At 39.6% G+C, this 21,815-nt stretch carries 19 protein-coding genes, 1 tRNA gene and 1 other annotated feature; of the genes, 11 read left to right on the top strand and 9 right to left on the bottom strand.

Annotated elements, in window-relative coordinates; translation table 11 throughout:
- Positions 1-7: 7 nt before the first annotated feature.
- Positions 8-802: a zinc ABC transporter ATP-binding protein ZnuC gene (gene znuC, locus AC979_RS03975; protein ID WP_049372951.1), complete on the bottom strand. Its 795-nt coding sequence runs from the start codon at positions 800-802 to the stop codon at positions 8-10.
- A 178-nt stretch (positions 803-980) separates the two neighbouring features.
- Here znuC and mepM point away from each other — a divergent pair, with 178 nt between their 5' ends.
- The 6 genes from mepM (at position 981) to AC979_RS03945 (ending at position 7,242) form a co-directional block, all read left to right on the top strand.
- Complete coding sequence (mepM, locus tag AC979_RS03970) at positions 981-2,456, top strand: murein DD-endopeptidase MepM (RefSeq protein WP_049372950.1); 1,476 nt, start codon at positions 981-983, stop codon at positions 2,454-2,456.
- Between the two features lie 135 nt (positions 2,457-2,591).
- Entirely contained in the window at positions 2,592-3,545 is a 954-nt protein-coding gene (locus AC979_RS03965) for an ABC transporter permease (RefSeq protein WP_070868755.1), read from the top strand.
- Positions 3,538-4,497, top strand: coding sequence for an iron chelate uptake ABC transporter family permease subunit (locus tag AC979_RS03960; protein WP_049366403.1), 960 nt, complete (start codon positions 3,538-3,540; stop codon positions 4,495-4,497). Before AC979_RS03965 ends, AC979_RS03960 begins: the two co-directional genes overlap by 8 nt.
- On the top strand, positions 4,488-5,249 hold the full coding sequence (locus AC979_RS03955; RefSeq protein WP_049372949.1) for an ABC transporter ATP-binding protein: 762 nt from the start codon (positions 4,488-4,490) through the stop codon (positions 5,247-5,249). Before AC979_RS03960 ends, AC979_RS03955 begins: the two co-directional genes overlap by 10 nt.
- 14 nt (positions 5,250-5,263) lie before the next feature.
- Positions 5,264-6,172 (top strand): siderophore ABC transporter substrate-binding protein, encoded by a 909-nt coding sequence (locus tag AC979_RS03950; RefSeq protein ID WP_049372948.1) that lies wholly within the window; start codon positions 5,264-5,266, stop codon positions 6,170-6,172.
- A 119-nt stretch (positions 6,173-6,291) separates the two neighbouring features.
- On the top strand, positions 6,292-7,242 hold the full coding sequence (locus tag AC979_RS03945) for a sigma 54-interacting transcriptional regulator (protein WP_049372947.1): 951 nt from the start codon (positions 6,292-6,294) through the stop codon (positions 7,240-7,242).
- On the opposite strand, the gene hflX is transcribed toward AC979_RS03945, so the two are convergent.
- From hflX to rluC, 3 genes are all read right to left on the bottom strand, one after another.
- Entirely contained in the window at positions 7,232-8,587 is a 1,356-nt protein-coding gene (gene hflX, locus AC979_RS03940) for a ribosome rescue GTPase HflX (RefSeq protein ID WP_049372946.1), read from the bottom strand. The genes AC979_RS03945 and hflX overlap by 11 nt on opposite strands.
- 9 nt (positions 8,588-8,596) lie before the next feature.
- Entirely contained in the window at positions 8,597-8,881 is a 285-nt protein-coding gene (gene hfq / locus AC979_RS03935) for an RNA chaperone Hfq (RefSeq protein WP_005697164.1), read from the bottom strand.
- An 86-nt stretch (positions 8,882-8,967) separates the two neighbouring features.
- On the bottom strand, positions 8,968-9,948 hold the full coding sequence (gene rluC / locus AC979_RS03930; protein WP_049372945.1) for a 23S rRNA pseudouridine(955/2504/2580) synthase RluC: 981 nt from the start codon (positions 9,946-9,948) through the stop codon (positions 8,968-8,970).
- A gap of 427 nt (positions 9,949-10,375) precedes the next feature.
- On the opposite strand from rluC, the gene rne reads away from it, so the two are divergent.
- Entirely contained in the window at positions 10,376-13,177 is a 2,802-nt protein-coding gene (gene rne, locus AC979_RS03925) for a ribonuclease E (RefSeq protein ID WP_049372944.1), read from the top strand.
- 155 nt (positions 13,178-13,332) lie between these two features.
- A tRNA-Ser gene (locus AC979_RS03920) sits at positions 13,333-13,422 on the top strand.
- 69 nt (positions 13,423-13,491) lie between these two features.
- On the opposite strand, the gene priC is transcribed toward AC979_RS03920, so the two are convergent.
- From priC to cmoA, 5 genes are all read right to left on the bottom strand, one after another.
- Positions 13,492-14,073: a primosomal replication protein PriC gene (gene priC, locus AC979_RS03915; RefSeq protein ID WP_049372943.1), complete on the bottom strand. Its 582-nt coding sequence runs from the start codon at positions 14,071-14,073 to the stop codon at positions 13,492-13,494.
- A 39-nt stretch (positions 14,074-14,112) separates the two neighbouring features.
- The gene (locus tag AC979_RS03910; RefSeq protein ID WP_049372942.1) at positions 14,113-15,465 is read right to left on the bottom strand and encodes a Na+/H+ antiporter family protein; all 1,353 of its coding nucleotides are present in this window, start codon (positions 15,463-15,465) and stop codon (positions 14,113-14,115) included.
- A 103-nt stretch (positions 15,466-15,568) separates the two neighbouring features.
- Positions 15,569-15,696: a sequence feature (His leader region), on the bottom strand.
- Positions 15,697-15,813: 117 nt separating this feature from the next.
- Positions 15,814-16,503 (bottom strand): ribonuclease T, encoded by a 690-nt coding sequence (rnt, locus tag AC979_RS03905; RefSeq protein ID WP_080971304.1) that lies wholly within the window; start codon positions 16,501-16,503, stop codon positions 15,814-15,816.
- A 10-nt stretch (positions 16,504-16,513) separates the two neighbouring features.
- Complete coding sequence (gloA, locus tag AC979_RS03900; protein ID WP_049372940.1) at positions 16,514-16,921, bottom strand: lactoylglutathione lyase; 408 nt, start codon at positions 16,919-16,921, stop codon at positions 16,514-16,516.
- Between the two features lie 208 nt (positions 16,922-17,129).
- Positions 17,130-17,855 carry a carboxy-S-adenosyl-L-methionine synthase CmoA gene (gene cmoA, locus AC979_RS03895; protein ID WP_049372939.1) on the bottom strand — a complete coding sequence of 242 codons (726 nt, stop codon included), beginning with the start codon at positions 17,853-17,855 and terminating at the stop codon, positions 17,130-17,132.
- A gap of 184 nt (positions 17,856-18,039) precedes the next feature.
- Between cmoA and aspS the strand changes: the two genes are divergently transcribed.
- From aspS to AC979_RS03880, 3 genes are all read left to right on the top strand, one after another.
- Positions 18,040-19,806: an aspartate--tRNA ligase gene (aspS, locus tag AC979_RS03890; protein ID WP_049372938.1), complete on the top strand. Its 1,767-nt coding sequence runs from the start codon at positions 18,040-18,042 to the stop codon at positions 19,804-19,806.
- 58 nt (positions 19,807-19,864) lie between these two features.
- Positions 19,865-20,260: a hypothetical protein gene (locus AC979_RS03885; protein ID WP_049372937.1), complete on the top strand. Its 396-nt coding sequence runs from the start codon at positions 19,865-19,867 to the stop codon at positions 20,258-20,260.
- Between the two features lie 276 nt (positions 20,261-20,536).
- Complete coding sequence (locus tag AC979_RS03880; protein ID WP_049372936.1) at positions 20,537-21,805, top strand: NRAMP family divalent metal transporter; 1,269 nt, start codon at positions 20,537-20,539, stop codon at positions 21,803-21,805.
- The last annotated feature ends 10 nt before the right edge of the window (positions 21,806-21,815 follow it).

The raw sequence follows: 21,815 nt of genomic DNA, 5'->3' as shown, positions 1-21,815 counted from the left end.
TTTTTCCTTATTGTTGGCATTCAGATGGATTGGCACTGCAACTACAAACATCACCGTGCATATTATGATGATGATTATGATGGTGCGTATAAAAGCCCACATTTTGTGAGATTTGGTTGCCCCAAAGGCGTATAAATGTTGGATCATTCGATAAACTTTCGGGTGTGCCGGCACAGCGAATATGTTGATTGATGCACAACACTTCTTTACTGTCCGCCATCACGATATGCAAATCATGGGAAACCATTAAAACCGCACAATTTAAGGCTTGTTGAGTACGGTGAATCAGCTGATAAAGTTCAGCTTGACCATTAATATCGACCCCTTGAGTTGGTTCATCTAGCACCAGTAAATTGGGTTTGTTCAAAATCGCACGAGCTAATAACACGCGTTGCATTTCCCCACCTGAGAGTTTTTGCATATTATTTTTTCTCAAATGAGTGATAGAGAGTTGCTCAAGTGCGGTTGATATTTCTTGCGTTTTAACCCCTTTTTTGAGTGCCAGAAAACGCTCAACCGTCATTGGTAAGCTGTGATCGAGGTGAATTTTTTGTGGGACATAGCCAATTCTGACATTGGTGCTATAAATCACCTCACCGGATGTCGGCGGTTGTAATTTTAATAAGGTTTTCAAGAGGGTCGATTTCCCCCCACCATTTGGGCCTACAATGGTGATAATTGAATTAGGATAAATACTGAGATTAATGTCCCGCAATGCGGTTTTTTGTTCAAAGACCACATTGATATTTTTCAGCGTAATTAATGGTGTTGGTTGGGCTGGTTGAATGGCGTGAATCTGCATAATCCCCCCTTTAAAAATGGCTCACTAAAATAGCTCATTTCCTTGTTTTTCTCAAGAAATTCTGACTATGCCTAATATTTAGGCATAAGATTTGACATTTTTAGGGTAAAATGAATTTTTTTTAGAGTTTGTAGTCTGAAGAGCGAAAAGCTTTTTATTCATTTTAAAGGTATCTATTTTGCAACACGTTAAATTAGCTAGAGATCGACGGAAACGAAAATCCCGTATAAAAGCGGCGATTTTTTTTGCCGCACTTTTGCTTATTTTAACGGGTATTTTCCTCGCTTTTAAAGATACCGCTGATTATGATCCTTCTTTGCAAAGTAATCTTGAGCCAGAGATGGTGGATAACGTTCAATATCAATCCCTTACACCTGAAAAAACAGAATCAGATAAGCAACAAACTCAAGCAGGCGAACATCCTGAAACTAAGCAGAATGCGAATACGGAAGATGCGACTTCTTACGATGATGATCTTCAAGCCAAAGATGATGAAGTAGATGAAATTAAACCACAGTTTGATGAGCTAACTGATTTGCCAAAAGATGCACAAGATGCGCTCAGTGGCATTTTAGATGTAGCTGATCAGGCATTGCGTATTACCGATCAATTTAGTCATACCGTGGTGCGTGGCGACTCTTTAAAAGACGTGTTAGAGCTTTCTGGTTTAGAAGATGATACGGCGAAAAATTTAATTGCCGAATATCCTGAATTAAAAAACTTACGCGCCGGTCAGCAGTTCTATTGGATTTTAGATAAAGAGGATCAACTGGAATATTTAAACTGGTTGGTATCTGAAAAAGAAGAACGCATTTATGAGCGCACGGAAGACGGTAAATTTAAACGCCAAATCTTAGAGAAGAAAAGTATCTGGAAGAAAGAGGTGCTAAAAGGCACGATTAACGGATCTTTTGCATCAAGTTTGCGTGATTTAGGTTTGGATGGTCGTCAAATCAGCCAGTTAAGCTCTGCGTTACAGTGGCAGGTAAGTCTTCAAAAACTCAGCAAAGGCACCAAATTTGCGATTTTAGTATCACGTGAATATTTAGGTGATAAATTAACCGGTCAAGGTAACGTTGAAGCGATTCACATCATGGCAGAGGGTAAGAGCTATTATGGCATTCAAGCCGCCAATGGTCGTTACTACGATAAGCAAGGGGAAACCCTTGGTAAAGGCTTTGCGCGTTATCCATTACAACGCCAAGCACGTATTTCGTCACCATTTAACCCAAATCGCCGCCATCCAGTAACGGGACGTGTTCGCCCACATAAAGGGGTAGACTTTGCTGTCGCACCAGGTACACCAGTTATTGCGCCAGCAGAAGGTGTGGTGGAAAAAGTGGCTTACCAAGCTGGTGGTGCAGGACGTTATGTGGTGATACGCCATGGTCGTGAATATCAAACGGTGTATATGCATTTAAGTCGTGCTTTAGTGCGTGCGGGCCAAACAGTGAAGAAAGGGGAGCGCATTGCATTAACTGGTAATACGGGTATTTCAACCGGTCCACACTTGCACTACGAGTTTCATATCAATGAGCGAGCGGTGAACCCGCTTACGGTGAAATTACCAGGTACCAGCAGCGGTATGGCAACTGCAGAGCGTAAGCAATTCTTAGTCCGAGCGAAAGAAGTTGAAAGAACATTAAAATTATAGTGAATAAAATGCGGTCAAATTTGACCGCATTTTTTATAGGCCTAAAAAATTAGCTGAAAACTGACTGCACTTCACCTTTTCTCTTTTTCCTCAATATGCTATTCTCTTTGCATTTTAGAATTATTCTCATTTATTATGATTAAGCGGCGTTATCTGATTTTTCTTTTAATCGTGCTTTCCTTTGTTTCACTTTTTCTCGGGGTAAGTACCGTTAATTTACAAGGATTACTGAATTTTGAAGGTAATCAGTGGCAGATTTTTTTCATCAGTCGTGTGCCGCGTTTAATCAGTATTTTGATTGCGGGTGCCTCTTTAAGTATTTGTGGCTTGGTGATGCAGCAACTCAGCCGAAACCGATTTGTTTCCCCTACCACAGCGGGCACAATGGACAGTGCAAGATTAGGGATTTTAATGGCGATGCTATTTTTCCCAACAGCTTCAATGTTGTTAAAAACCGCCATTGCGGTCATCGTGTCTTTCCTTGGCACATTATTATTTATGACGATTCTGTCCCGTTTGAAATTCAAGGACACGATTTTTGTGCCCTTAGTGGGGATTATGTTTGGTAATATCATCAGTTCAATTACTGCCTTTATCGCTTATAAAGAAGATCTATTGCAAAACTTATCCGGGTGGCTACAAGGGGACTTTTCTCTTGTGATGTCAGGCCGTTATGAATTGTTGTATTTCAGTATTCCTACACTCATCGTGGCTTATTTATTTGCCCATCGTTTTTCTATTGTCGGGATGGGGAAAGATTTTGCGGTTAATCTAGGTCTAAATTACAACCAGGTACTTTATCTCGGTCTGCTCATTGTGGCGGTGGTGTCCTCTATTATTATCGTGTCTGTTGGCGTGATCCCTTTCTTGGGGTTAATTATTCCGAATATCGTCACGCTTTATTTAGGGGATAACTTGAAGAAAGTGTTATCTCATACCGCTTTGTTAGGTGCGGTATTTGTCTTATTCTGCGATATTTTAGGTCGAAGTGTGATTTATCCTTATGAGATTTCCATTAATGCCGTGGTTGGCGTATTTGGCAGTGGTATCTTCTTATTTTTATTATTAAAGCGGTATAGAAATGGCTAAGAAATCTTCTTCTCAACTGATTGTATTGTCGTTGTTAGCCATTGTTTCTCTTGCACTTTATTTAGGCTACAACTTACCAAACCGTTGGCAATATGCCTTGGAAAATCGTGCCTTATCCTTAATTGCAATTGTGATTACAGGCGCGGCAATTGCACTTGCTACAATGATTTTTCAAACCGTCGTGAATAACCGAATTCTGACGCCGAGTATTTTAGGGTTAGATTCGCTGTATTTACTGATTCAAACGACGATTATCTTCCTTTTCGGTTCAAGCACATTGCTTTCCATGAATTCCATTGCATTGTTTGTGTTGTGTACGGGATTAATGATGGCGTTTTCATTAGTGCTTTATCACTTCCTATTTAAGAAAGAAAACCAAAATATTTTCTTCTTGTTGCTTGTTGGGATTATTTTCGGCACCTTCTTTGGTAGCTTGACGACGTTTATGGAAGTGTTGATTGATCCAAATGAATTCCAGATCGCACAAGATATTGGATTCGCAAGTTTCAACCGAATCAATACACAAATCTTGTGGGTGGCATTAGCCATTTTAGTGGCGACGATTGTTTTCAGCTTGAAATATTGGCATTGCTTTGATGTGTTGGCATTAGGACGAGAAAATGCCATTAACTTAGGAATCGATTATCAAAAGACTTTAAAAGTCCTCTTAATTCTGGTGGCAATTTTAACGTCAGTGTCGACCGCACTTGTTGGCCCACTTACTTTCCTTGGGTTATTGGTAATGAACGTGACCTTTGAATTTATTCGTGATTATCGCCATAAAGTCTTAATTCCTGCTGCGATGTTAATTTCCATCATAACCTTGGTTTTAGGACAATTATTAGTGACCCATATTTTTACGTTCCGCACGACATTAAGCATCATCGTTAATTTTGTCGGTGGCGTGTACTTTATTTATTTGTTATTAAGAGCAAACAAAAAATGGCAATAGAAATTCGCAATATTACTAAAAGTTACGGAAGCAAAAAGGTGGTGGATAATGTGTCCATCACCATTCCTACGGGGAAAATTACGTCTTTTATCGGGCCGAATGGCGCGGGGAAGAGTACGGTGCTGTCTATTATGAGCCGTTTGTTGAATGCTGATAGTGGCGAGATCTATCTCAACGGTGAATTGCTCAATCGTAAGAAAAGTAGCGATATTGCAAAACAACTTGCGATTTTAAAGCAAACGAACAACATTAATTTGCGTCTAACCATTGAAGATTTAGTCGCTTTTGGGCGTTTTCCTTATAGCAAAGGAAACTTAACCCAAACTGACCGCACTTTTATTGATAATGCCATTGCCTATATGAATTTAGATGATATTCGTCATCAATATATCGATAACTTAAGTGGTGGTCAGCGACAACGCGCTTATATTGCGATGACACTTGCACAAGATACGGATTATATTTTGTTGGATGAACCATTAAATAATCTGGATATGAAACATTCAGTGCAGATCATGCAAGTTTTGCGCAAATTAGCGACAGAACTCAACAAAACCGTGGTGATTGTGATTCACGATATTAATTTTGCCTCTTGTTACTCAGACTACATTGTTGCCATGAAAAATGGAAAATTGGTACACCAAGGGGAAGTTAACCACATTATGCAATCGCCCGTGCTACAAGATATTTATGATATGTCGATACCTATTCAGGATATCGACGACCATAAAATTGCCGTTTATTTTAGATAAATAAGGAAATCTTCATGAAAAAAACATTATCAACATTAGCACTTTCACTTTTTGCTTTGGTCGGTGTTGCTCAAGCAGCAGATATTACCGTTGAAAATGCCGCTGGAAAGCAGGTTGTGCCACAAAATCCACAGCGTGTCATTGTGCTTGATTTCGGTGCGGCAGACACACTTCGTGCATTAGGTGTGCAAGATAAAATCGTGGGCTTCCCACAAAGTGGAAAAATTCCAAACTATCTTTCAGAATTTGCAGACAAAAAATATAAGAATGTCGGTGATTTGAAAGAACAATCATTGGAGCAAATTAACGAACTCAATCCGGATTTGATCATCGCGTCTAAACGTCAAGAAAAAATGATCGACAAATTTAAAGAAATTGCGCCAGTATTTAATGTTGAAAATGACTACAACAATTACTACCCAAGTTTTCAACAAAATGTGACCGCACTTGGTCAGATCTTTGGTAAAGAAAATGTTGCGAAAGAAAAACTTTCAGCATTAGAAAGTAAGGTTGATCAAGTCGCAAAAGATGCGAAAGACAAAACAGCTTTATTGGTATTAGTTAATGAAAGTAAAATCAGTGCCTTTGGTGACGGTTCTCGTTATGGTATGGTGTATCAAAAATTTGGTTTTAAACCGATTGATGACAGCATCAAATCGTCTACGCACGGACAAAGTGTTGGTTTTGAATATATCTTAGAAAAAAATCCAGACTTTTTACTTGTCGTGGATCGTACCGCGGCGATTACAGAAAAAGCCAACAATGCACAAAAAGTGTTGGATAACGATATCATCAAACAAACCAAAGCGTATAAAGATGGACACATTGTGTATCTTGATGCTGCCAATTGGTATCTTGCGTTTGGTGGTTTAGAAAGCATGGAAATCATCGCACAAGAACTTGATCGTGCAGTGAAAAAATAATACAAAAAACCATCTAAAAGGGCAGTCAAGGATTGCCTTTTTATATGTAAATTAATCTTTACACATATCAATAAACTCCCTATCATATCGGCATTATTCAATAAAATTGAGCTTATTTTATGCTGACATTTAATCCACAAGATCCTTTTTCTTGCTTTGTCACTCAAAGCCTCTCCATGAAAAGTGCGGTCGAAAATGCCCAACGTTTTGCGATGTTTGATGTGCCGCTTTTAATCCAAGGTGAAACAGGCACGGGTAAAGACTTATTAGCAAAAGCTTGTCATTTTGCGAGCTTGCGCCGTGAGAAAAAATTCATTGCGGTAAATTGTGCAGGTTTGCCAGATGAAGATGCGGAAAGCGAAATGTTTGGGCGTAAAGTGGGTGACAGTGAAACCATCGGTTTTTTTGAATATGCTAACGAAGGCACGGTGTTGCTGGACGGTATTGCTGAGCTTTCATTAAGTTTACAGGCAAAATTATTACGTTTTTTAACCGATGGTTCTTTCCGTCGAGTAGGTGAAGAAAAAGAACATCATGCAAATGTTCGTGTGATTTGTACTTCACAAGAACCGATGGAAAAACTGTTAGAACAAGGGAAATTACGCAGTGATTTATTCCATCGTTTAAATGTTTTAGCACTAAATGTGCCGCCATTGCGTGAGCGAGTGGAGGACATTCAGCCTTTAACCGAAGGTTTTTTACAAGAAATCAGCACACAGCTTAAGATTTCAATGCCGCAATATGAGGCTAATTTTTTAAATTATTTAAAAAGTCAGCCTTGGCAAGGTAATGTGCGAGAACTATACAATGTCTTGTATCGTGCCTGTTCCTTAGCAAAAAATAACCAGCTTGATATTGAAAGTTTAAATTTAAAACCTATACAAAGTGCGGTCATTTCTGTGGATGATTTTGGTGAGCAAACCCTGGATGAGATCATGGGGCAATATGAGGCGAGTGTACTCCGCGCTTTTTATGCACAATATCCAAGTACGCGAAAATTGGCACAACGATTAGGCGTATCACATACGGCGATTGCCAATAAATTAAAACAATACGGTATTAGTAAATAATTTCTGACAGGTTAGGGAATTGTTTACAAAGTTTGAGCCATTCGACTTTATCAATTTGTACATTGAGGATAAATTCACCTTCATCTGAAATTTGCTCGTGACGAATGCTATCTAATTGATAGAGAGCATGGCGGATTTTGCCCTCTTGTGGGAGCAGCGTGAGGGTGAAAGAAAGTATCTCATTTTTCAACCGCACTTTAATGGCTTCAAGTAGCAGATCTAATCCTTCACCTGAATGGGCTGAAAGATAAACGGCAACGGGCTTATTCTCGTCATCATATTCAATATGGGGCGCCACATTTTCCAATAAATCAATTTTGTTATACACCAACAATGCAGGCACTTTGTCTGCTTTAATTTCTTCCAGCACTAAATTCACAGCTTCAATATTTTCGATCTTTCGAGCGTCTGCCGCATCAATGACGTGCAATAACAAACTCGCTTCTACCGTTTCTTGCAAGGTAGATTTAAAAGCGGAAACTAAATCATGGGGAAGTTGGCGAACGAAACCAACGGTATCGGCGAGAATGGCTGTACCAACATCCTGAATTTGTAAACGTCTTAATGTGGGATCGAGGGTGGCAAAAAGCTGATCCGCGGCATAGACATTGGCTTGTGTGATGAAATTGAATAGCGTCGATTTCCCCGCATTGGTATAACCCACTAAAGAAATAGTCGGAATATCCGCTTTTTGTCGGGTTTGGCGATTTTGATTGCGTTGTTTTTCGACTTTGGCCAAACGATTTTGCAACTGTGCAATACGAACCTTGATTAAACGGCGATCCGTTTCTAATTGCGTTTCACCAGGACCACGCAATCCAACCGCACCTTTTTGCTGATCTAAACCTGTTTTTCGGCGGACTAAGCGAGTGGATAAATGCTTGAGCTGAGCTAATTCAACTTGCAATTTCCCTTCGTGTGATCGGGCTCGTTGGGCAAAGATATCTAAAATTACCCCTGTACGATCCACTACGCGGCATTGGCAGATGCTTTCTAAATTACGGGTTTGTGCAGGGGTTAATTGATGATTCACCAAAACCACATCGGCATCTAAAGTTTTCACTGCATCAGCAATTTCTTGTGCTTTCCCCTCGCCAATAAAGTATTTTGCTTGTGGCGTAGCTCGACTCGTGGTGATGATTTGTAAAATCTCAACATTGGCAGATTCCGCTAAAAGTTGGAATTCTTGTAGATCTTCAATGTTTTTATTTTGAGAAAAGAAAACATGCACGATGACAGCTTTATCTTTTGCCGATTGGCTATTGTCGCCTGTTTTAGATGACGAAAGTGCGGTTGAAATTTCAGGTGAATTTTCAACCGCACTTAAATTGATGAAATCGTTCATTGAACAGAATTATTCTGCTTGTGTTTCTACTTCCGCTACAGCATCAGAAGTTTGTGCTGCATGATGACCGCCATTATTATTGTGGTGAGAAACAGAACGCGCTGGAACCACAGTAGAAATTGCGTGTTTGTACACCATTTGATTAACCGTGTTTTTTAATAAAATCACGAATTGGTCGAATGATTCGATTTGACCCTGTAATTTAATCCCATTAACGAGATAAATCGAAACAGGAATACGTTCACGGCGTAACGCATTCAAATAAGGATCTTGTAATGATTGTCCTTTTGCCATTTTGCTATCCTTTGTTGTTATATGTTAATTAATGATAGAAACGAGTTGTCTCCGGCATCAAATATAGCAATAAACATTTTTTTTGTCTATGGGTTTATCTCTTTGCTTTCACGCAGTTTTTTCAGAATTGCTTTCATTTTTTCGTCTAGTTGAGCATTGAGGCGTAATGTTTCACCCGTTTTAGGGTGCTCAAAGCGAATAGAAAACGCATGTAAAAACAAGCGATTAAGCCCGAGATCTTGCATATATTTATCAAATTCTTTATCACCGTATTTATCATCTAGCGCAATCGGGTGGCCAGCATATTGAGTATGAACTCGGATCTGATGGGTTCGTCCCGTTACAGGTGACGCTTTTACTAAGGTCGCATTTTGATAGCGTTCTTCGATGGCAAATCGCGTTTCTGAAGGTTTACCTTGTTCACTGACTTTGACAATGCGTTCGCCACTGGCCAGTTCATTTTTCAATAAAGGGGCTTGCACGACTTTTACATGAGATTGCCATTGGCCGCGTACGAGTGCGAGATAATCTTTTTGCACGGTTTTAACACGAAGTTGTTCGTGTAAGTTGCGTAAGGCAGAACGTTTTTTGGCGACTAATAAAATGCCCGATGTATCTCTGTCTAAACGGTGAACCAACTCTAAAAAACGGGCTTCAGGACGTAATGCACGCAAGGCTTCAATCACACCAAAATTCAAGCCACTCCCGCCATGAACCGCAATGCCGGAAGGTTTGTTCAATACTAATAAACAGTCATCTTCAAAAATAATATGGCTTTCAAGGGAGGCGACTTTATTCAAGTTTTTAGAAATTGGGGCAGTATTTTTTTCAGAAACACGAACAGGTGGCACACGCACCACATCACCATTTTGCAATTTATATTCAGGTTTGATTCGCCCTTTGTTCACACGCACTTCGCCTTTACGTAGAATGCGATAAATCAAACTTTTTGGTACACCTTTTAATTTTGCCAATAAATAATTATCAATGCGTTGTCCTGCTTCATCCTCAGAAATGGTGAGCATTTTGACGGATTGATTGATGATTTTTTCTTGTTTTTCAGTCATTGAATCTGTCCTTTAAAAATTGGGCTGAATCATATCACAATATCCCAGGTGATAATAGCAAGAATGCCTTGCTAATTTAGCCCTGAATGTGGATAATAGAGCGTCTTTCTGCGCCTCAAATTTGGCATTTAGAAAGCAATTTTGTATGTTGGTCAAAACTCAATGCGGCAAATGGCATAAGACATTGATAATCAACATGTTTTTCTTGAAGGTTGACGCTTCCTTGCAATGCGTAATTAACACATCGCATTGTTTTACGAAAATTGTCTTAGATAACAATTGAGTATGCTATCAATGCACCCAGCAACACACAGTCGTGAGATTGACTGTTCGCGAGAAACACGAGGTCGATGGCTAAGGTCAGTAAATCTGTAAAGTGCGGTTAATTTTCAAGGTATTTTAGATAATTCAAAACGAGAAATTGACAATGAAAAGAATGTTAATCAATGCGACTCAAAAAGAAGAGTTGCGCGTTGCGTTGGTCGATGGCCAGCGTTTATTTGACTTGGATATTGAAAGTCCGGGTCATGAACAGAAAAAAGCGAATATTTACAAAGGGAAAATCACTCGCGTAGAGCCGAGTTTAGAAGCAGCCTTTGTGGATTATGGTGCAGAGCGCCATGGCTTCCTTCCTTTAAAAGAAATTGCCCGTGAGTATTTCCCTGCTGATTATGTGTTTCAAGGTCGTCCAAATATCCGTGATATTTTGACTGAAGGCCAAGAAGTGATCGTTCAGGTGAACAAAGAAGAACGCGGCAATAAAGGCGCAGCCTTAACCACTTTTGTTTCCCTTGCTGGTAGTTATTTGGTGATTATGCCAAACAATCCGCGTGCAGGTGGTATCTCTCGCCGTATTGAAGGTGATGAACGTATCGAATTAAAAGAAGCATTGAGTTCTTTAGATGTACCGGAAGGCGTAGGCCTTATCGTGCGTACAGCAGGTGTAGGTAAATCACCAGAAGAATTACAATGGGACTTAAAAGTACTTTTACATCATTGGGAAGCGATCAAACAAGCTTCACAAAGCCGTCCGGCGCCGTTCTTAATTCACCAAGAAAGTGATGTGATCGTTCGTGCGATCCGTGATTATTTGCGTCGTGATATTGGTGAGATCTTAATTGATAGCCCGAAAGTATTTGAAAAAGCGAAAGCGCACATCAAACTTGTGCGTCCAGATTTCATCAATCGTGTGAAACTGTATCAAGGCGAAGTGCCGTTATTTAGCCACTACCAAATTGAGTCACAAATTGAATCAGCTTTCCAACGTGAAGTGCGTTTACCTTCAGGTGGTTCGATTGTGATCGATGTGACAGAAGCGTTAACGGCGATCGATATCAACTCAGCGCGTTCAACTCGTGGTGGCGATATTGAAGAAACGGCATTAAATACCAACCTTGAAGCGGCAGATGAAATTGCTCGTCAATTACGTTTACGTGACTTAGGTGGTTTAGTGGTTATCGATTTCATCGATATGACACCGGTTCGTCACCAACGTGAAGTAGAAAATCGTATCCGTGATGCCGTGCGTCAAGACCGTGCGCGTATTCAAATTAGCCGTATTTCTCGTTTCGGCTTGTTGGAAATGTCGCGTCAGCGTTTAAGCCCATCATTAGGTGAGTCTTCTCACCATGTTTGCCCACGCTGTCAAGGTACGGGTAAAGTACGTGATAACGAAAGTTTATCACTTTCAATCTTACGTTTAATCGAAGAAGAAGCGTTAAAAGAAAATACCAAACAAGTACACACTATCGTGCCGGTACAAATTGCGTCTTACTTACTTAACGAAAAACGTAAAGCAGTAAGCAGCATCGAAAAACGCCATGATGTAGAGATTATCGTGGTGCCAAATGAAGCGATGGAAACCCCGCACTTCAGCGTGTTCCGCGTACGTGAAGGTGAAGAGCTGAACGAATTAAGCTACAACTTAGCAAAATTCCATGAAGCACAAGACGATGCATTCGTACCAGAAGAATCCCTTGTTTCACGTAATATTGAAACAGCAGCCGTGACATCTGAACAAGTGATGGAAAGTGCTGCGGTATCGCTATCGATCCCAACGGCAGCGCCAGCACCAGTTGAGCGCAAACCAGAGGGGCCATCCTTGTTTGCGAAAATTGTTGCTGCAATTAAAGGTTTATTTGCTTCTGAGCCAAAAGAAGAAGAGAAAAACCAAAACAATCGTAATAATCGTAACGGCAATCGTAATAATCGTCGTAATCAAGACCGTCGTAATAATCGTCGTTCTCGCAACGAAAATAGTGACAATGCGAAAAATACAGACGAAGAAAATGCACGTCCAACTCGTGAGCGTGTGAATAATCGTCGTAATCGCCGCAATGTTAATGAAGAGGTTATTTCAGAAAGTGCGGTTAATTTAGCGAATGTTTCTGATGATAATCGTCAAGAAGAAAAAGCAGAGAAACCGGTAGCTGAGCGTCGTCAACGTCGTGATTTACGTAAACGCGTTCGTATTGATGACAATGCAAATAACGCCAATGAGAATGTGATTGAAACGGTTGAAGTTCCTGCGATTAAAAATGAAGTGGTTGAAAACAACGCTGTTGATAATACAGAAGATAAACCACGTCAAGAACGTCAGCGCCGTACACCTCGTCATTTACGAGCATCGAATAATCAACGCCGTCGTCGTAATGAAGTGAGATCCCCAATGCCATTATTTGCTGCGGTGGCTTCACCAGAATTAGCAAGCGGCAAATTATGCATTGATTATTCTGCGGTGAATGCACCGAAAGAAAATAATTTCTTATCGGTGGATGAGTTGCTTGAGCAAGAAAAAACGAAAAAAGGTGTGATTACGCCTGCAACAGGTATTGTTGTGGAAGAGAAATCAGTTGAAGCACAACCTGCGTTAGATTTCATTACTCAACCGGCAAATGAAGCGGTTCAACAGAAAGTGCAAGAATCATTAGAACGCTTGCATCATAAATCAGAACCTGTTGCTCAAGTCGCAACTGCAGAAGTTGAACCACAAGAAAAAGCAAAATTTGTAAGTTCTTATGTGTTCACTGGTCGTGCAGGTACTATTTCAGCCGTACCACATACAAAAGCGGCCATGACATTAGCGAAAGCACCTGATGATGAGTCTAAACCATTCCCAATTGTAGAATGGACGGAGTCTCATTATTACTTTAATGGTAAAGGCGCGGCAGGTCATCATAGTGCAATTAGCCATATTTATTCTGAACCGACACAAGCGAAAGCAGAGTAATATCTTAATCATAAAGACGGAACCAATAGGTTCCGTTTTTTATTTTGTGTATTTTTAAAACATAGTGATTTAAAAGTAGTCAGTCAGATAATTTTTTTATTTTCTTGCTTGACGGGGTGGGGGAAAAAACGTATTATTCACCTCGCTTAAATCACGGAGGAATGGTCGAGTGGTTGAAGGCACCGGTCTTGAAAACCGGCGAGGGTTTACGCCCTCCGTGAGTTCGAATCTCACTTCCTCCGCCATCAAATTCAAAAAATCCCTAAATCGAAAGATTTAGGGATTTTTGCTTTTCAGTCTATTAAAAAAATATCTTATTTTTTGACCGCACTTTCTTTGGCTTCTTTAAAGGCAAGGTATTCTTCTAAGGTCTCAATTGCTTCTAAACATTTTTGACGACGCGTTACATAAATTGCGGCTGTTTGATTATGCATATCTCTCTGAATATCTGTTTGAGCCGTATTAGCTTGTGCTTTGGCTTCTTCGTATTTTTCCGTGAGTTGCTGCAAGGCTTCATAATATTTATCTAAACGCTCTCTTGGAGGGAGACGATGAATGCTATGTTGTGATTTACTACTTGCAACTTGTGGCTCTGCTATTTTCGGTTGAATAGGTTTTTTATACTTGCGATTCATGGCTTCAGTCAATGCGGTACATTGTCCTAAAATATGTTCTGCCATAAATACAATTTGTTCTTCATTTTGATGAGGAATTTTACATAGCTTAGTTAAGCTTTGTTGGATTTCTTTGAGATAAAAACCGACAGTTTCAAAATCTTCGGTAAATAAAGTGCGGTTAAATTTAGCATTGATTTTTTTATCAGAGTCAGCCTGATAGGCTTGAGTCAGTTGCTGTACTTTTTGCTCGAGCGTATTGAGTAATGATTGAATAGACATAAAAAAATCCCCGCATAATGTATGCAGGGATTATAACGATTAAAGGGTCATGGCTGCAATCCAACCGAACGCTAATAGTGGGATATTGTAGTGAATAAAGGTTGGCACAACAGAATCCCAAATGTGGTCGTGTTTACCATCTATATTCAAACCGGATGTCGGCCCAAGTGTTGAGTCAGAAGCCGGTGAACCCGCATCCCCTAATGCTGCTGCTACACCTACGATAGCCACTGTCGCGAGAGGTGAGAAACCAAAAGAGAGACAAAGTGGCACATAAATTGAGGTGATAATTGGTACAGTTGAGAAAGAAGAACCAATACCCATGGTAATCAATAACCCAACGAGTAACATTAAGAATGCCGCAACGCCTTTACTTTGAATCGCACCAGTTGAAAGTGCATCAACTAACTCTTTCACACCGCTTGTGGTATTAATCACATTGGCGAAACCAGAAGCAGCAATCATAACAAAGCCAATCATCGCCATTAAACGTAAGCCTTGTTGGAAAATGTCGTTACTTTCCTTGAGTTTGAAGATACCGAATATACCGAAAATTATTAAACCGACTAAACCACCAATAATCGTAGAGCTTGTGAAAAGCTGTGTGGCAAAAGTGGCGACAATAGCAACCGCACTTGCAGTAATTTGAATAGGTTTAATGTTCGCAATGTGTTGTTCAATTTCAGTTGTAGTTGGTTCAGTCGTTGTTACAACATACTCGCGTGGTTTGCGATAGGTAACAAACACAGCAGTGAGTAAACCAAGAATCATACCAATAACAGGGATAAGCATAGCAAAAGAAACTTCACCAACACTGGTTTGTAAACCGAGTGGTGCACCAGCAAGATTGATATTTTTAACTAAAACGCTTTCAATAAAGATTTTCCCGAAACCAACCGGTAAGATCATATAGGTTGCGGTTAAACCGAAGGTAATAATACAAGCGACTGCGCGACGATCGATTTTTAAACGGTTAAAAATAGAAAGTAAAGGTGGCACCACAATCGGGATAAACGCAATGTGCACTGGGAGCAAGTTTTGGGATGAAATGGCGAATAAAAGCAAAATACCAAGCAGCATATATTTAAACCACGCTAAATTTTTACCAGTTGGTGTTTTGTTCATTCGGGTAATAATTTTGTAGGCAAGCAAATCAGTGATGCCAGATTTTGAAATCGCAATGGCAAATGCACCGAGCATCGCATAGTTCATGGCAACTTCAGCACCACCACCTAAGCCGCCTGTAAAGGCTTCAATAGTTTTGCTTAAACCTAGGTCTCCGCATAAGCCAGCTGTAAGAGCAGAAATCACAAGTGCGATAACCACGTTCACGCGCAGTAGGCTTAACGCCAGTAGCACGACAATTGAAATAACAACGGGATTAGATAGCATATTGTTGTTCCTTATTGATTAATTAAAAGAAAAAAGTCGCATAAAAGAAAATTGATTTAAGGTTAAATGTCGCATAGTAATAAACTCCTGTAAATTGATAATAAAACAAAACCCCTCGAAAGTTGCCTTCCGAGGGGTAAGATTTTTTTGATCTTTATCTTGTCAGCTCGGAAGAAATCTTCCAAGCACGCCAACAGCCTGAAAGATTATTCAGTTGAATGGCGATGATGGTGACGAAGGATAAAGTTCATTTGAAACTCTCTTATTTAGATAACTAAATCGAATTACTTTTTAAAATACGGTAAACCGAAAACGATTGCAAGCCTTTTTTCTAAAAAATTTTGAAAATTAAAGTGCGGTCTGATTTTCAGCTATTTTTTCCGTTTCATTTGTTTGAGCAACATGCGGGAAACCACCAAGCTCTTTTAAATGATTGACCATATAGCAAAATAATTCTGCCGTACGTTCGGTATCATATAGCGCCGAGTGCGCTTGTTTACCATCAAAAGGAATTTTTGCCGCTTGGCATGCTTTAACGAGCACTGTTTGTCCAAACATAAAACCGGCAAGAGTTGCCGTATCAAACATCCCAAAAGGGTGGAATGGATTGCGTTTTACGCCCGTACGTTCTGCAGCAGCCATCACGAAACTTTGGTCAAAAGCCGCGTTGTGTGCCACGATGATAGAACGCTGACACTCAGCATCTTTTTGTCCACGACGCACCATTTGGAACAATCCTGTGATGGCATCTAATTCAGATACCGCACCACGTAATGGATTGTGAATATCAATCCCATTGAATTTGAGTGATTCGGGATTAATATTCGCCCCCTCAAATGGTTCAATATGAAAATGGCATTTTTGATCAGGTTGTAAATTGCCATTTTCATCCATTTTTAAGGTAATTGCCGCAAGCTCTAAAAGAGCATCTTTTTTGGCATCAAACCCTGCCGTTTCCACATCAATAATGACAGGAAAGTAGCCACGGAAGCGATTTTTTAATTGGTGATGATAAGGAATTTCAGGTGTATCTGACACAATATATTCCTTAATTCCCTAAAGCTGATTTTGCACTTTTGTTTTCGATAAATTCGATCTTATAACCATCCGGATCTTCAACGAATGCAATCACAGTAGTGCCGCCTTTAACCGGGCCGGCTTCGCGAGTCACTTTACCGCCATGAGCACGTACCGCTTCACAAGTTGCGTAAATATCATCTACACCAATAGCAATATGCCCGTAAGCATTACCAAGATCATATTCCGTTACGCCCCAGTTGTATGTTAATTCAATTTCTGCAGCGCTTTCGCCATCTTCGTAACCTAAAAAAGCAAGCGTATATTTATACTCAGGGTTTTCACTTGTGCGTAATAAACGCATACCTAAAACATCTTGATAAAATTTAATAGAGCGGTCTAAATCACCTACTCGAAGCATCGTGTGTAAAATTTGCATCTTGTTTTCCTCTTTTCTATTAGGTTGGTGGGCGATTATAGCATAGAAATTGGTAGCTTCTATTGCAAGATATATCTTGCTTCTTAGTATTTGGTTTTATTGCCTTTACCTTACTCCATAAGCCGAATGCAGCGTAATTAAGGTTAATGACATATAAAAAGTGCGGTCAAAAACTATGATGTTTTTGACCGCACTTTATTTTTTCAGTTTATTTCACCGCAATCATCGATCCAAAGTTAAAACATTGGAACCATAATTCTACATGTGAAAATCCGATGTTTTTTAACCGCTCTTTGTGGATATTAATCGAGTCAGTACGCATGACATTTTCAAGTGCGGTGCGTTTTTGGCTCACTTCAAGTTCACTATAACCGTTAGCACGTTTGAATTGGTGGTGGAGGTCAATAAGCAACTCATTCACTTTTTCATCTTCAAAACGGAATTTTTCAGAGAGCACCAATACACCGTTTGGGTTTAAACCTTGATAGATTTTTGTGAGCAAAGCTACGCGATCTTCCGGTGGTAAAAATTGCAATGTGAAGTTGAGCACCACCATTGACGCATTCTTAATTTCAATTTCACGAATATCATCGCAAAGAATTTCTACGGGCACATCACTATGATAAGCCGCCACATGCTGACGGCAGCGTTCCACCATTGGCAAAGAATTATCAACACCGATAATTTTCACATTAGGTTGTTTAATATTACGTCGCATAGAAAGGGCTGCCGCACCGCGTGAACAGCCTAAATCATAGACTTGACTGTCAGCCGTCACAAAGCGTCCAGCCAACATACCAATCGCCGTGATAATATTGGAGTAGCCAGGAATCGAGCGTTGAATCATATCGGGGAAAACTTCCGCTACGCTTTCATCAAAAGTAAAATCGCCCAGTTTTTCAATCGGGGCGGCAAAAATTGTATCTTTCATCATTCTTGAGTTCTATTGTTGTCTTGAGAGAGCATTTAGTTAGATAAAATGCAAAAAACTGCGGTCATTTTAGTGAAAGTTTTTAAAGGATCAAATAAATTTCGCTTTTCAATTTAAATGCCCCGTCTTTTTCCGTATAATCAACGCGTTAATTATCCATTTTTAGAAAAATGAAAGGAATACAGAAATGATGCGTACACATTATTGCGGTGCATTAAACCGCAACCATATTGGACAAGAAGTAACATTAAGCGGTTGGGTTCATCGCCGTCGCGATTTAGGCGGTTTAATTTTTATCGATATGCGTGATCGTGATGGTATCGTGCAAGTTTGTTTTGACCCGAAATATCAAGAAGCATTAACCGCAGCTTCAGGCTTACGTAATGAATTTTGTATTCAAATTAAAGGTGAAGTGATCGCGCGTCCTGACAATCAAATTAATAAAAATATGGCGACAGGCGAAGTAGAAGTATTAGCGAAAGAATTACGCATCTACAATGCTTCTGACGTTTTACCATTAGACTTCAACCAAAACAACACTGAAGAACAACGTTTAAAATATCGTTATTTAGATTTACGTCGTCCAGAAATGGCACAACGCTTAAAAACCCGTGCGAAAATCACCAGTTTTGTGCGTCGTTTTATGGATGATAATGGTTTCCTTGATATCGAAACCCCAATGCTTACCAAAGCAACGCCAGAAGGTGCGCGTGACTATTTAGTGCCAAGCCGTGTACATAAAGGCAAATTCTATGCATTGCCTCAATCACCACAGCTTTTCAAACAGCTTTTGATGATGTCTGGTTTTGATCGTTATTATCAAATCGTGAAATGTTTCCGTGATGAAGATTTACGTGCAGATCGTCAGCCTGAATTTACTCAAATCGACGTGGAAACCTCTTTCTTAACTGCGCCAGAAGTGCGTGAGATCATGGAACGCATGGTGCATGGTTTATGGCAAAACATCATTGGTGTGGATTTAGGTAAATTCCCACAAATGACCTGGCAAGAGGCGATGACTCGTTTTGGTTCAGATAAACCAGATTTACGTAACCCGCTTGAATTAGTCGATGTGGCAGATATCGTTAAAGACGTTGAATTTAAAGTATTTAATGAGCCAGCAAACAATCCAAACGGTCGTGTGGCAGTCATTCGTGTACCAAATGGTACTGAAATCACTCGTAAACAAATTGATGAATATACACAATTTGTTGGTATTTACGGTGCAAAAGGTTTAGCTTGGGCGAAAGTAAATGACATTAATGCTGGTCTTGAAGGCGTACAAAGCCCAATCGCAAAATTCTTAAATGAAGAGGTATGGAAAGCGTTAGCAGAACGTGTGAAAGCTCAAACTGGAGATATTTTATTCTTCGGTGCTGACAAATGGCAAACCACCACGGATGCAATGGGCGCATTACGTTTGAAATTAGGTCGTGATCTTGGCTTAACTCGTTTAGATGAGTGGCAACCGCTTTGGGTGATTGATTTCCCAATGTTTGAACGTGATGAAGAGGGTAATCTTGCAGCAATGCACCACCCATTCACTTCACCAAAAGATTTTACGCCAGAACAATTAGAAGCGAATCCAACTGATGCGGTAGCAAATGCTTACGATATGGTGATCAATGGCTATGAAGTAGGTGGTGGTTCCGTGCGTATTTTCGATCCGAAAATGCAACAAACCGTATTCCGCATTCTTGGTATCAATGAACAAGAACAACGTGAAAAATTCGGTTTCTTGTTGGATGCATTAAAATTCGGTACACCGCCACATGCTGGTTTAGCATTCGGTTTAGACCGTTTAACCATGCTTTTAACTGGCACTGAAAATATCCGTGATGTGATTGCATTCCCGAAAACAACGGCCGCAGCTTGTTTAATGACAGAGGCACCAAGTTTTGCGAATCCACAGGCATTAGCTGAGTTAAGTATTCAGGTTGTAAAATCTGAGTAATGTTGAAATTTAAATAATAAAGTGCGGTCAATTTTGACCGCACTTTTGTGGAGAGTAAATGAAACAGCCTACATCATTAAAAGTAATTGCCTGGATTAATATCCTTGCTTCAGTGATTGGATTTTGTTCGGTTTTCTATATTTTATGGGATGGGTGGCGTACTTTAGGATATGTAGTTCCTGAAGCTATCCCCTATTTGATTTTTGCATTTGTAGTTTCTTCCCTTATATTTTTATCTTCTATTGTTATGCTTGAAGGTAAATCATGGGGGAGAACACTCTATATAGTGATAGGATGTTTGTCTGTTGTCAGTGATTTTATCGATGGGGGATATGCAGATAAAGATGCAATTAGAAGTCTAATTACATTATGTATTTGGGGATTTTTCCTATATCGTCCAATTATTAATGAATATTTCAAGTCTTCAAAAATAGAAAACGTTCAAAATAATTAGTCTCATTATTCTTATGGTGCGGTCAAAAATTAAACTGATTTTAACCGCACTTTCTTTTTATTGAAAAAATTTTATTCACTTAAAGATATCAGTTTTGTGGTATGAATACTAGGAAAATTTATTTATTTTAGAACTATATTCTGAAATTTTGAAATAATCAGGTTTTTATTTTTTTACTAGTGCTTTTAAGTGGATTTTATTTACTTTACTCAAGAATAAAATTCTATTATAAATAGGTCCTTTTAAATTTATGGTCAATTTATAAGAGAACATTTTATGAGTGAAGTTTCAACTCCAGTAGAAAAATCAACATGGGCGAGTAAATTCTCTGCCTTAGGTCCTGGCATCGTGATGGCATCAGCAGCTGTTGGTGGTTCGCATATTATTGCATCTACCCAAGCTGGTGCGATCTATGGTTGGGAATTGGTGAGTATTGTTATTCTTGCTAACTTATTTAAATATCCTTTCTTCCGTTTCGGTGTTCAATATACCCTAGATACCGGTAATACGTTGTTAGAAGGTTACCGTCAAAAAGGGAAGTTCTACCTTTGGTTATTCCTTGCTTTAAACGTTTTTGCCACAGTAATTAATACTGCTGCAGTGGGATTATTAACAGCCGCAATTTTAACGTTTATTACACCAATTCCACTTCCAATGCCAGTATTAAGCTCATTAGTGATTCTTGTGACAACCGGCATTTTATTGTTGGGTAAATACCGTTTATTAGATAGTTTATCGAAAATCATCATGATTGCTTTGACGGTAACCACCGTGAGCGCTGTCGTGATCGCCTTTATGCGTAATGGTATCCATGGCGTAGCTGCACCTGATTTTGTCGCGCCTTCTCCATGGGAATTAAGTAAATTAGCATTTTTAGTTGCATTAATGGGCTGGATGCCTGCACCAATTGAAATTTCTGCTGTTAACTCTATGTGGGTGGTGGCAAAACGTCGTCTAACGAAAGTATCTTATGAAGATGGTTTATTTGACTTTAACGTGGGTTATATCGGTACAGCCATTTTAGCTGTCGTATTCTTAGCGCTTGGTGCATTGGTACAATATGGTTCTCCTGAAACCGTAGAGATGGTTGGCGGAAAATATATCGCACAACTTATCAATATGTACGCAAGTACTATCGGTGAATGGTCTCGCTTATTAATTGCAGTAATTGCGTTCATGTGTATGTTTGGTACAACAATTACGGTAATTGATGGTTATTCTCGTACTAATGTTGAAGCAGTACGTATTTTGTCTGGTAAACAAGAAAGCTCAGTAAGAGTTTTAAACATTGGCATGATTTTAGCCGCATTGTCGGGTTTAGCGATTATTTTCTACTTTAATAATGCAGTGGGTCCAATGCTGAAATTTGCGATGATTGCTTCATTTGTTTCTGCGCCAATCTTCGCTTGGTTGAATTTATCTCTGACTAAGCACGCGAAACACAGTGTAAAAGGCGGCTTATTGTGGTTATCCCTTATAGGATTATTCTACTTAACCGCCTTTGCAGGATTGTTTATTGCTCAACAAGCTGGCTGGTTAAACTAAAATAATTGAG

The sequence above is a fragment of the Parahaemophilus parainfluenzae genome (genome assembly GCF_001053575.1).
Taxonomy (GTDB): domain Bacteria; phylum Pseudomonadota; class Gammaproteobacteria; order Enterobacterales; family Pasteurellaceae; genus Haemophilus_D; species Haemophilus_D parainfluenzae_S.
This window is presented reverse-complemented; position numbering and strand designations above follow the sequence as displayed.